An 11,558-nucleotide genomic window follows, 5' to 3' on the forward strand; every position below is an offset into this window, starting at 1 on the left:
TTTCAACCCGGCCCCTCAGGCGCACAGTAGCGTCATGAACACACTCGCTGATTTCTACCAAAACCTCGGGCTGGCCCTGTCACTGCTGGTCATCGCTACCTTCGTCATGGCCGGGCTGGTCAAAGGCGTGATTGGTCTCGGCCTGCCCACGGTCGCCATGGGCCTGCTCGGTCTGGCTATGGCGCCGTCGCAGGCTGCGGCGCTGTTGATTATCCCAGCAACGCTGACCAATCTCTGGCAACTGGCATTCGGCGGGCATTTGAAAGAGCTGATCCAGCGCCTGTGGCCCATGCTGTTGATGATCTTCCTCGGCACCGGTGTCGGCACTGTGTGGATCGGCATGGCGGGCGGGCATTGGGTAGTGCGTGGGCTAGGCGCGGCGCTGTTGCTGTATGCGTTGAGCGGGTTATGCCTGCCGATGCTGCACGTTAAACCTCGCCATGAATCCTGGCTCGGCCCGGTCTGTGGCGTGATCACCGGCCTCATCACTTCCGCCACCGGCGTCTTCGTTATTCCCGCCGTGCCGTACCTGCAAGCGCTGGGTTTGAGCCGTGATGAACTGGTGCAGGCGCTGGGCCTGTCCTTCACTGTTTCGACGCTGGCACTGGCCGGCGGCTTGCTCTGGCGTGGTGCGCTCGGTGGCGGCGAATTAAGCGCCTCGCTGCTGGCACTGATCCCGGCGGTGCTCGGGATGTTGCTCGGCCAATGGCTGCGCCAAAGGATCAGCGCCGTACTGTTCAAGCGGGTGTTCTTCATCGGAATGGGCGCGCTCGGCGCCCACCTGCTGATCAGCGGTTAGCCGACGACTCGCTGAGCATGTCGATCCGGCGGATATCAAAATCGCGCTCCAGATATTCCATGCGTTGCTCGAAGAATTGCTTCATGTGCGGCAGATTCGAATGCACGTCCAGATGCGCCTGGCTTTCCCAGATCTCGTAGAAGATGAACAGCGACGGATCTTCCAGGTCGCGCAGCATGTGGTATTCGATGCAACCCGGTTCGGCGCGGCTCGGTTCGACATAAGCGCGAAACAGCGCCTCGAACGCCTCGGCTTTTTCCGGGCGGGTCTTGGCGTGCAGGATGAAACCGTGGCGTTCACTCATCGATAAAGCTCCTCAAGTTCAGATGGCGGCCAATCCTACGGCAACAATCCGCACTCTATTCGTGCGTTTTACTCAAATGTATTTTGCGCAACCGAGGCTTATTCCGCGCGAGGCGGATGGTTAATCTGCCGCCATTCCATTTTCCCTTCTCCACCCAGCCCGATGGCTGCGCCGAGGCTTTCTCATGAAAAAAGTTTTGTTGCTCAACGGCGGTAAAAAATTCGCCCACTCCGACGGTCGCTACAACAGCACCCTGCACGAAGCCGCGCTGAGCGTGCTGGATCGCGGCGGTGTCGACGTGAAAACCACGTTCATCGACGAGGGCTACGACGTCGCCGAAGAAGTGGCGAAATTCCTCTGGGCTGACGTGATCATTTATCAAATGCCGGGCTGGTGGATGGGCGCGCCCTGGACCGTGAAAAAGTACCTCGACGAAGTCTTCACCGAAGGCCACGGCAGCCTCTACGCCAGCGATGGTCGTACCCGTTCCGACGCGTCGCAGAAGTACGGCAGCGGTGGGCTGATTCAGGGCAAGCAATACATGCTGTCGCTGACCTGGAACGCACCGCAGCAAGCGTTTGATGACCCGACTGATTTCTTCGAAGCCAAAGGCGTGGACGCGGTGTACTTCCCGTTCCACAAGGCCAACGAATTTTTGGGCATGACTGCTTTGCCGACGTTCCTCTGTGTGGATGTGATGAAGCGCCCGAACATCGAGAACGATGTGGCGCGTTACGAGCAGCATCTGAAAGAGGTGTTCGCCCTCAAGGCCTGAAATGATTACCTTTGGCGAGGGGATTTATCTGTGGCGAGGGGATTTATCCCCGATGGGTCGCGCAGCGGCCCCGCTCTTGATCCTGAAAAAAGGGGCCTGCTGCGCAGTCCATCGGGGATAAATCCCCTCGCCACAAAGGTGTTCTCTCTCCACAATGGATTTGTGCCGACGATCAATTAAGGGACACCCGTGAAAGCCAGATCCGATGAGTTGCAGATTTTCGTCTGCGTGATCGAATGCGGTTCAATCTCCGCCGCCGCCGAGCAGGTCGGGCAGACCCCTTCGGCCGTAAGTCGCACGCTGTCGAAGCTGGAAGCCAAGCTCGACACCACATTGATCAACCGCACCACGCGGCGCATGGACCTGACTGAAGAGGGCAAGTATTTCTTCGAGCAGGCCAAGCTGATTCTCGACCAGATGGATCAACTCGAAGAACGCCTGTCCTCCCGCCAGCAAACCCCGTCCGGACGCCTGCGGATCAACGCTGCCTCGCCGTTCATGCTCCACGCCGTCGTCCCTTACATCGACGAGTTCCGCCGTCTCTACCCGGACATCCAGCTCGAACTCAACAGCAATGACCTGATCATTGACCTGCTGGAACAAAGCACCGACATCGCCATCCGCATCGGCACCCTCGCCGATTCGACGCTGCACGCCCGTTCACTCGGTAGCAGTCCGCTGCTGATCGTCGCCAGCCCCGCGTATCTGCAGAAACACGGTGCGCCGTTGCAAGTGGCCGACTTGAGCGACCACACCTTGCTCGGCTTCACCCAGAACGAAGGCCTCAACCAGTGGCCGCTGCGTTACGTGCACGGTGATCGCTGGCCGATCAACCCGGCCATCAGCGCCTCCAGCGGCGAGACCGTGCGCCACCTGGCGCTGGAAGGTCAGGGCATCGCCTGCCTGTCGCACTTCATGACCATCGATGACATCCGCGCCGGACGTTTGAAGGTGCTGCTGGGCGAATTCAACAGCGGTTATCGCCAGCCGATCAACGCGGTGTACTACCGTAACTCGCAACTGGCGCTGCGCATTCAGTGCTTCCTCGACTTTATCCAGAGCAAACTCGCGGCCTACGCCAGCGCTGATTTCAAGGGCTGATTCGTGACCTCTGCGCAAGAGTGAATTGGGTCACGGCGGGTGTTTCCCCGAGCGGCATCGGCCGATACTCGTCCCATCACTTATTCACGCAGGGAGTTTCTCCATGAACGTATTCGTCACCGGCGCTGCCGGTTTTATCGGCGGCTCGATCGCTACCGGTCTGGTCCAGGCCGGCCATAACGTCAGCGGTCTGGTGCGCAGCGCCGAACAGGCTGATGAGCTGAAAGCACTGGGCATCACCCCGGTGATCGGCACCCTCGACAACCAAGCGCTGCTCGCCGAACAGGCGCGCGCCGCCGATGCCGTGATCAACGCTGCCAGCAGCGACCACCGCGGTGCGGTCGAGGCCTTGCTCGACGCCTTGCGCGGTTCCAACAAGGTATTCCTGCACACCAGCGGTTCGAGCATCGTCGGCGATGCGTCGGGCGGTAAATCCAGCGACGTCATCTACTACGAAGACAATCTGCCGGAACCGACCGTCGACAAGGCTGCGCGTGTGGCGATCGATAACCTGATCCTCGCGGCGGCGAAGGATGGCGTGAACTCCGCCGTCATCTGCAACACATTGATCTACGGCCACAGCCTGGGCGTCAATCGCGACAGCGTGCAGTTGCCACGTCTGCTCAAACAGGCGCGCAAAAGCGGCGTCGTGCGCCATGTCGGCACGGGTCAGAACATCTGGTCCAACGTGCACATCGAAGACGTCGTTGCCTTGTATCTGCTGGCGCTGACCAAGAACGTACCGGGTACTTTCTACTTCGTCGAAAGCGGCGAAGCGTCGTTCGTCGACATGACCACCGCCATGGCCCAAGCGCTGAACCTCGGCGAACCGCAAGACTGGCCACTGAAAGACGCCGAAGCCGAATGGGGCTACGAAATGGCCAACTATGGCCTCGGTTCCAACAGCCGCGTGCGCGGCAAACATGCGCGTGAACTGCTGGGCTGGGCGCCGAAACGCACGTCGGTGGTTGAATGGATTCGTAACGAAATGGTGTGATGGGTGTTTAAGCCCTGTAGGGCTTGGCGATCCCCCCTCAAAACGGCTGCCCTCGGGCGGCCGTTTGTATTTCAGGCTTTGCTCTCGTGTCAGACCGGTCTTATGGTGCTCGCAACTATGCCGGTTCAAAGGTGCAAGGATGACTAACCGATATGACGCAGAGGGCGCACAGAGCCGCTTTCAGCCCGGCTCGAATGAGCAAGTACTGAGCAACAAATTGGGCCTCTGCGATCCTGAGGAAATGGAAGACGCAGAACTGGTGCTTTTGGAAAAACTCTACCAGTCCGTGCTTATCGAGGATTTGCCGGATCGGTCAATCACTGTTGAGGATTTGCAGGACTGGCATCGGCAATGGCTGGGGAATATCTATCCATGGGCGGGTGATGTTCGTGCGGTGAACCTTGGCAAGGATGGATTCTTCTTTGCGGCGGCACCGCAGATTCCTCGACTGCTGGATGCGTTCGAAAAGAGCTGCCTGGCGAAATACACGCCATGCAGGCCTGATCTGGACGAAAACCTGATTCACGCCATCGCGGTTACGCACGTGGAGTTCATCCTGATTCATCCGTTCCGTGAAGGTAATGAACGGTTGTCGCGATTATTGGCGGATGTCATGGCCGTGCAAGCGGGCTACGTTGCGCTCGACTACAGCAGTTGGGAACGAAACAAAGAAGCTTATTTTTCTGCGATTCACCAAGGTCTGAATTGCAACTACGAACCGATGGAGTATTGGGTACGACAAGCCTTGTGGGCTTGAACGGCGACGTTACTTGGCCAGGGAGAGGTGCAGGAACTTGCTGTTTTTGACTTTGAGTTTGCGTTCAATTGCTTCAGGGATTCGGTGAACGAATACGATCAAAACTGTGGGAGCGAGCCTGCTCGCGAAAGCGGTGCTTCAGTCGATAGAAATGCTGAATGCGAGACCGTCTTCGCGAGCAGGCTCGCTCCCACATTGGTTTTTCACCTGCCAGGAAACTTATGTAAATCCCGCCCCTCGATTTTCATTAATCGCGACACGACATATCCATTTGCGACACGCCTTACCTCTCCACGAAAATTACTTTCATGCGGTTTGAAAACTCGATCTCGAAATGATTTATGAGTTTCACAACCCATTCGAACGTGACCCTTTCGAGGAGTACCGCATGACGCCTTCTTTCGGCTATTGGCTGCTGGTATATGCCGCCGTCGCCATCATCGCGCTGATCGTATTGATCGCCCGTTACCGGCTCAATCCGTTCATCGTCATCACCCTGATTTCCATTGGTCTGGCGCTGGTGGCCGGGATGCCGCCGTCGGGCGTGGTGGGCGCGTATGAGGCCGGCGTGGGCAAGACGCTGGGGCACATTGCGCTGGTGGTAGCGCTGGGGACGATGCTCGGCAAGATGATGGCCGAGTCCGGTGGCGCCGAGCAGATGGCGCGCACCTTGATCGATAAGTTTGGCGAGAAGAACGCGCACTGGGCGATGGTCTGCATTGCGTTTCTGGTCGGGCTGCCGTTGTTCTTCGAAGTCGGTTTTGTCTTGCTGGTGCCGATTGCCTTCACCGTGGCGCGGCGCGTCGGTGTGTCGATCCTGATGGTCGGTCTGCCGATGGTTGCCGGCCTCTCGGTGGTGCATGCGCTGGTGCCGCCGCACCCGGCGGCAATGCTCGCGGTGCAGGCGTATCAGGCGTCGGTCGGGCAGACCTTGTTGTATGCGATTGCGATCGGCATTCCGACGGCGATCATCGCCGGCCCGCTCTACGCCAAATTCATCGTGCCGCGCATTCAGTTGCCGGCAGATAACCCGCTGGAAAAACAATTTCTCGACCGCGAACCGCGCGACAAGCTGCCGGGTTTCGGCATCACCATGGCGACCATTCTGCTACCAGTGGTGCTGATGCTGATCGGCGGATGGGCCAACCTGATTTCCACGCCGGGCAGCGGTTTCAATCAGTTCCTGTTGTTCATCGGCAACTCGGTGATCGCCCTGTTGCTGGCAACGTTGCTGAGTTTCTGGACGCTGGGCATCGCCCAGGGTTTCAACCGCGAATCGATCCTCAAATTCACCAACGAATGTCTGGCACCGACCGCCAGCATCACCCTGCTGGTCGGGGCTGGCGGCGGTCTGAACCGGATTCTGGTGGATGCCGGCGTGACCGATCAGATCGTCGGCCTCGCGCACGAATTTCACCTGTCGCCGCTGATCATGGGCTGGTTGTTCGCGGCGTTGATGCGCATCGCCACAGGCTCCGCCACCGTGGCCATGACCACCGCGTCCGGGGTGGTCGCGCCGGTGGCCATTGGTCTGGGATATCCACACCCTGAGCTGTTGGTGCTGGCGACCGGTGCTGGCTCGGTTATCTTTTCCCACGTCAACGACGGCGGCTTCTGGTTGATCAAGGAATACTTCAACATGACGGTCGCGCAGACGTTCAAGACCTGGACCGTGCTTGAGACGTTGATCTCGCTGGTCGCTTTCGGTCTGACCGTCGGCCTTTCTTATCTGTTGTAACCGGAGCCCGCCGCCATGGACATCCTCTACCAGATCCGCGCCCGCCAGGATTCCTTCAGCGCCGGCGAGGGCCGCATCGCTCGGCTGATGCTCGACGACGTTGGTTTTGCTGCCTCCGCCAGCCTCGAAGATCTGGCGCAACGCGCCGAGGTCAGCACCGCCACGCTGTCGCGGTTTGCCCGCAGCGTCGGTTGCCGTGACCTGCGTGATCTACGCCTGCAACTGGCTCAGGCCAGCGGCGTCGGCAGCCGTTTTCTCGACCCGGCGGGCACGCCTGAACAGTCGGCGTTCTACGGGCAGATCGTCGGCGATATCGAAACCACGCTGCGCCAGCATCTCGCTGGATTCGACGAGTCGCGCTTCGCCGATGCGGTGAGATTACTTGGCCAGGCACGGATGATTCATGCGTTCGGCATGGGCGGTTGCTCGACGCTGTGCAGTGACGAATTGCAGGTACGGCTGGTGCGCCTCGGCTATCCGATCGCCGTGTGTCACGACGCCGTGATGATGCGCGTCACCGCCGCCAGCCTGAACGCCGAGCAAGTGCTCATCGTCTGTTCGCTGACCGGCATCACCCCGGAATTGCTGGAGACTGTCGAGCTGGCGCGCAATTACGGCGCGCGCATTCTGGCGATCACCCGCGCCGATTCGCCGCTGGCCGAACTGGCCGACATCGTCCTGCCGCTGCAAGGCGCGGAAACCTCGTTCATCTACAAACCGACGGCGGCGCGCTACGGCATGCTGCTTGCGATCGACGTGCTCGCCACCGAACTGGCGCTGGCCAATCCTGAAGACAACCAAGAACGTCTGCGGCGGATCAAACTCGCCCTCGACGAATACCGTGGCGGCGACGATCACCTGCCGCTGGGAGACTGACATGCAGTACGACACGCTGATTCGCAACGCCCTGATCATCGACGGCAGCAACACGCCCGGTTACCACGCCGACGTGGCAATTCGTGATGGTCGCATCGAGCGCATCGGTGACTTGCACGACGCCAGCGCTGCCGAGGAAATCGATGCCGCCGGCCGCGTGCTGGCGCCGGGTTTCATCGACGTGCACACCCACGACGACACGGTGGTCATCCGTCAGCCCGAAATGCTGCCCAAGCTCAGCCAAGGCGTGACCACGGTGATCGTCGGCAACTGCGGGATCAGTGCGTCTCCGGTCAGTCTGAAAGGCAATCCACCGGATCCGATGAATCTGCTCGGCACGGCGGCGGCATTCGTCTATCCACGCTTCAGCGATTACCGCGCAGCGGTCGAAGCGGCCAACACCACGTTGAATGTGGCGGCGCTGGTCGGCCACACAGCGCTGCGCAGCAATCACCTTGATGACTTGTTCCGCACGGCCACGCCTGAGGAAATCGCCGCAATGCGCGAGCAATTGCGTGAAAGCCTTGAGGCTGGCGCGCTCGGCTTATCCACAGGCTTGGCGTACGCCAGCGCCTATAACGCCTCCACCGATGAAGTCATGCAACTGACCGAAGAGCTCACGGCGTTTGGTGCGGTGTACACCACCCATTTGCGCAGTGAATTCGCCCCGGTGCTGGAGGCTATGGATGAGGCCTTTCAGATTGGTCGTCACGCCAAATCCCCGGTGATCATTTCCCACCTGAAATGTGCTGGCGTCGGTAATTGGGGGCGTAGTCCGCAGCTGCTCGCATCGCTGGAAGAAGCGGCAAAAACCCACCCGGTCGGTTGCGATTGCTATCCGTATGCGGCGAGTTCTTCGACGCTGGATCTGAAGCAAGTCACTGATGCGCATCGCATCACCATCACTTGGTCGACGCCGCATCCGGAAGTCAGTGGCCGCGATTTGATCGACATCGCCGCAGAATGGAACGTGCCGTTGATCGACGCGGCCAAACGCCTGCAACCGGCGGGTGCGGTGTACTACGGAATGGACGAGGCGGACGTACGAAGAATCCTCGCGCATCCGTTGTCGATGGTGGGCTCTGACGGACTGCCGGAAGACCCGTTCCCGCATCCACGCCTGTGGGGCGCTTTCCCACGGGTATTGGGCCATTTCAGTCGCGACGTCGGCCTGTTTCCGCTGCACACCGCCGTACACAAGATGACCGGGTTGTCGGCGGCGCGATTTGGTTTGAAGGAACGCGGCGAAATTCGAGAAGGGTATTGGGCGGACCTGGTGTTGTTCGATCCGCTGACCGTGCGCGATGTAGCGGATTTCAATGATCCGCAGCGAGCAGCGCAGGGCATTGATGGCGTGTGGATCAACGGTGTTTTGAGTTACCGCGACGGCCAGGCAAATGACAAACGGGAAGGACGCTTTCTGGCAAGGGAAGGTGATCTACGCAAAGGTTTCAATTGATCACGGAACCCCTGTAGGAGCTGCCGAAGGCTGCGATCTTTTGATCCATGTCTCATGGTGGCACATTGCAATTAAAGAAAGTCCGCAACAAGCCGAAGTGCTGACATCCAGCCCAGCTACACTGTCGGGCCAACCAGTCAGGGAGCACCCCATGAGCTTCGGCAAAACCACCCCGATCCTGCGGATTTTCGATGAAGCCAAAGCCGTAGAGTTCTATGTCGACTTCCTCGGCTTCAAGATCGACTGGCAGCACCGCTTTGAGGCGAACTTCCCGTTGTATCTGCAAGTGTCCCGTGGCGAGTGCGTGCTGCACCTGTCCGAGCACCATGGCGATGCGAGCCCGGGTTCGGCATTGCGCATCGAGACCGATGAACTGGAGGCTTTCCAGCAGCAACTGATCGCCAAGGACTACAAATTCTCGCACCCACAAATCCAGGCCATGCCGTGGGGCAGCCAAGACATGACGATTGCTGATCCGTTCGGCAATCGCCTGGTGTTCACCAACGCGATCAGTGTTTGAAACAGTTTCAAGCCGCATAGAAAAGCCCGCTGCCAAACCCTTACGGTCTGACAGTGGGCTTTTTCGTTACTCGGTCGGCACTAACCGATCAAGCACGCGATTGACCGCCAACTCCGCTAGCATCACCACCTGAGCAATGCCTTGCAGGGTTTTGCGGTGCGTGCCTTCGACCAGCGCTACGTGGTTATGCAGCATGACAATGGCCGAGCCGAGGGTTTCACTGGCATCCACCAGCAGCGACTCGGTATCGGCTTCGGGGTCGGTCATGTACAGCTTGTTGGGTTTGTAGGGCGCGGCCATGATCTCGGCGGTGGGCGGGCTGAGATAGTGGTCGAGGGCGTGTTCGGCGGCTTCGTGGAATTTCTTTGAGTTGGGTGATTCGTAGGGGGATGCCGGATCGGTTTCCGGCGGATTGGGCGTAACTTTGAACATTGGATTGAGACCTTTTAGTAAGGCCGCAACCGATCTCGCTACTAAACGGATGGGTGGCAGCTGTGCGCAAGTTAGTAGACCGGACCCCAATCCAAATCCGGCGCACCCGAGGGCGCCATGCGCACAGCCACCATTAGGTACAAGCATTCGCCTGACTGAGTGGTACTCATGCAGCTATTTAGATTGAGGATGCCGGGCTACTAAACCCGATCACTGGAAATCAGTGACGCGAACCAAGTTACCGACCGCCTCCCAAGCGCACAAGCCGGCGGATTCTGGCTTAGCGGTAGGCAACGGCGCAAGGATTTGTAGGCTCTTGCGCGTAACACTGAGTGTCTTTAAACAGCTGCGGTGTAAGAGGTTTATTGCGCTACAGAGTTTGAGGATTTGCCTGTCGGATTTAGGTGCGGCGACTGACGCCATCGCGAGCAGGCTCACTCCTACAGAGGATTGTGCCGGACACAGAATCTGCGTTCACTGAAGATCAATTGTAGGAGTGAGCCTGCTCGCGATGAGGCCAATCCAGTCACCCCCGATGCATCTGCCGAAACTCCCCGGACGGCATCCCCCGCCGGCTCTTGAACGTGCGATGAAACTGACGCCATCGCGAGCAGGCTCACTCCTACAGAGGATTGTGCCGGACACAGAATCTGCGTTCACTGAAGATCAATTGTAGGAGTGAGCCTGCTCGCGATGGGGCCAATCCAGTCACCCCCGATGCATCTGCCGAAACTCCCCGGACGGCATCCCCCGCCGGCTCTTGAACGTGCGATGAAACTGACGCCATCGCGAGCAGGCTCACTCCTACAGAGGATTGTGCCGGACACAGAATCTGCGTTCACTGAAGATCAACTGTAGGAGTGAGCCTGCTCGCGATGGGGCCAATCCAGTCACCCCCGATGCATCTGCCGAAACTCCCCCGGCGGCATCCCCCGCCGGCTCTTGAACGTGCGATGAAACTGACGCCATCGCGAGCAGGCTCACTCCTACAGGGAATTGTGCCGGACACAGAATCTGCGTTCACTGAAGATCAATTGTAGGAGTGAGCCTGCTCGCGATGAGGCCAATCCAGTCACCCCCGATGCATCTGCCGAAACTCCCCGGACGGCATCCCCCGCCGGCTCTTGAACGTGCGATGAAACTGACGCCATCGCGAGCAGGCTCACTCCTACAGAGGATTGTGCCGGACACAGAATCTGCGTTCACTGAAGATCAACTGTAGGAGTGAGCCTGCTCGCGATGAGGCCAATCCAGTCACCCCCGATGCATCTGCCGAAACTCCCCGGACGGCATCCCCCGCCGGCTCTTGAACGTGCGATGAAACTGACGCCATCGCGAGCAGGCTCACTCCTACAGGGAATTGTGCCGGACACAGAATCTGCGTTCACTGAAGATCAATTGTAGGAGTGAGCCTGCTCGCGATGAGGCCAATCCAGTCACCCCCGATGCATCTGCCGAAACTCCCCGGACGGCATCCCCCGCCGGCTCTTGAACGTGCGATGAAACTGACGCCATCGCGAGCAGGCTCACTCCTACAGGGGATTGTGCCGGACACAGAATCTGCGTTCACTGAAGATCAACTGTAGGAGTGAGCCTGCTCGCGATGGGGCCAATCCAGTCACCCCCGATGCATCTGCCGAAACTCCCCGGACGGCATCCCCCGCCGGCTCTTGAACGTGCGATGAAACTGACGCCATCGCGAGCAGGCTCACTCCTACAGGGAATTGTGCCGGACACAGAATCTGTGTTCACTGAAGATCAACTGTAGGAGTGAGCCTGCTCGCGATGGGGCCAATCCAG

The 11,558-nt window shown here is 59.2% G+C and carries 11 protein-coding genes; 9 read left to right on the forward strand and 2 right to left on the reverse strand.

The annotated features are described in order from the left end of the window. Window positions 1-34 precede the first annotated feature (34 nt). Entirely contained in the window at window positions 35-799 is a 765-nt protein-coding gene (locus JFT91_RS23620; RefSeq protein ID WP_201234054.1) for a sulfite exporter TauE/SafE family protein, read from the forward strand. Here JFT91_RS23620 and JFT91_RS23625 read toward each other — a convergent pair. Further along, window positions 789-1,103, reverse strand: coding sequence for a putative quinol monooxygenase (locus JFT91_RS23625; RefSeq protein ID WP_201234055.1), 315 nt, complete (start codon window positions 1,101-1,103; stop codon window positions 789-791). The genes JFT91_RS23620 and JFT91_RS23625 overlap by 11 nt on opposite strands. Before the next feature lie 184 nt (window positions 1,104-1,287). On the opposite strand from JFT91_RS23625, the gene mdaB reads away from it, so the two are divergent. The 8 genes from mdaB (at window position 1,288) to JFT91_RS23665 (ending at window position 9,326) form a co-directional block, all read left to right on the forward strand. Then, window positions 1,288-1,878, forward strand: a complete 591-nt coding sequence (mdaB, locus tag JFT91_RS23630) for an NADPH:quinone oxidoreductase MdaB (protein ID WP_201234056.1) — start codon at window positions 1,288-1,290, stop codon at window positions 1,876-1,878. 189 nt (window positions 1,879-2,067) lie between these two features. Next, complete coding sequence (locus JFT91_RS23635; RefSeq protein WP_201234057.1) at window positions 2,068-2,979, forward strand: LysR substrate-binding domain-containing protein; 912 nt, start codon at window positions 2,068-2,070, stop codon at window positions 2,977-2,979. Between the two features lie 103 nt (window positions 2,980-3,082). Next, window positions 3,083-3,976 carry an NAD-dependent epimerase/dehydratase family protein gene (locus JFT91_RS23640; RefSeq protein WP_201234058.1) on the forward strand — a complete coding sequence of 298 codons (894 nt, stop codon included), beginning with the start codon at window positions 3,083-3,085 and terminating at the stop codon, window positions 3,974-3,976. Between the two features lie 241 nt (window positions 3,977-4,217). Continuing rightward, a complete protein-coding gene (locus JFT91_RS23645) occupies window positions 4,218-4,733 on the forward strand; it encodes a Fic/DOC family protein (protein ID WP_242489353.1) in 516 nt (171 codons plus the stop codon). A 388-nt stretch (window positions 4,734-5,121) separates the two neighbouring features. Further along, on the forward strand, window positions 5,122-6,471 hold the full coding sequence (locus JFT91_RS23650; protein ID WP_166220365.1) for a GntP family permease: 1,350 nt from the start codon (window positions 5,122-5,124) through the stop codon (window positions 6,469-6,471). A 15-nt stretch (window positions 6,472-6,486) separates the two neighbouring features. Then, window positions 6,487-7,347 (forward strand): MurR/RpiR family transcriptional regulator, encoded by an 861-nt coding sequence (locus JFT91_RS23655; RefSeq protein ID WP_201228059.1) that lies wholly within the window; start codon window positions 6,487-6,489, stop codon window positions 7,345-7,347. A gap of 1 nt (window position 7,348) precedes the next feature. Then, a complete protein-coding gene (locus JFT91_RS23660) occupies window positions 7,349-8,806 on the forward strand; it encodes an N-acyl-D-amino-acid deacylase family protein (RefSeq protein ID WP_201234060.1) in 1,458 nt (485 codons plus the stop codon). A gap of 151 nt (window positions 8,807-8,957) precedes the next feature. After that, window positions 8,958-9,326 carry a glyoxalase superfamily protein gene (locus JFT91_RS23665; RefSeq protein WP_201234061.1) on the forward strand — a complete coding sequence of 123 codons (369 nt, stop codon included), beginning with the start codon at window positions 8,958-8,960 and terminating at the stop codon, window positions 9,324-9,326. Window positions 9,327-9,392: 66 nt separating this feature from the next. Here JFT91_RS23665 and JFT91_RS23670 read toward each other — a convergent pair whose 3' ends face one another. Then, window positions 9,393-9,758 carry a DUF6124 family protein gene (locus tag JFT91_RS23670; protein WP_201234062.1) on the reverse strand — a complete coding sequence of 122 codons (366 nt, stop codon included), beginning with the start codon at window positions 9,756-9,758 and terminating at the stop codon, window positions 9,393-9,395. Window positions 9,759-11,558 lie beyond the last annotated feature (1,800 nt).

This window comes from Pseudomonas sp. TH08 (assembly GCF_016651275.1).
Classification (GTDB): Bacteria; Pseudomonadota; Gammaproteobacteria; order Pseudomonadales; family Pseudomonadaceae; genus Aquipseudomonas.

Excerpts from the sequence above, each read along its gene's own strand:
- JFT91_RS23640 (WP_201234058.1), top strand. The coding sequence starts at position 3,083 with ATGAACGTATTCGTCACCGGCGCTGCCGGTTTTATCGGCGGCTCGATC.
- mdaB (WP_201234056.1), top strand. The coding sequence starts at position 1,288 with ATGAAAAAAGTTTTGTTGCTCAACGGCGGTAAAAAATTCGCCCACTCC.
- JFT91_RS23620 (WP_201234054.1), top strand. The coding sequence starts at position 35 with ATGAACACACTCGCTGATTTCTACCAAAACCTCGGGCTGGCCCTGTCA.
- JFT91_RS23670 (WP_201234062.1), bottom strand. The coding sequence starts at position 9,758 with ATGTTCAAAGTTACGCCCAATCCGCCGGAAACCGATCCGGCATCCCCC.
- JFT91_RS23665 (WP_201234061.1), top strand. The coding sequence starts at position 8,958 with ATGAGCTTCGGCAAAACCACCCCGATCCTGCGGATTTTCGATGAAGCC.
- JFT91_RS23645 (WP_242489353.1), top strand. The coding sequence starts at position 4,218 with ATGGAAGACGCAGAACTGGTGCTTTTGGAAAAACTCTACCAGTCCGTG.
- JFT91_RS23625 (WP_201234055.1), bottom strand. The coding sequence starts at position 1,103 with ATGAGTGAACGCCACGGTTTCATCCTGCACGCCAAGACCCGCCCGGAA.
- JFT91_RS23660 (WP_201234060.1), top strand. The coding sequence starts at position 7,349 with ATGCAGTACGACACGCTGATTCGCAACGCCCTGATCATCGACGGCAGC.
- JFT91_RS23655 (WP_201228059.1), top strand. The coding sequence starts at position 6,487 with ATGGACATCCTCTACCAGATCCGCGCCCGCCAGGATTCCTTCAGCGCC.
- JFT91_RS23650 (WP_166220365.1), top strand. The coding sequence starts at position 5,122 with ATGACGCCTTCTTTCGGCTATTGGCTGCTGGTATATGCCGCCGTCGCC.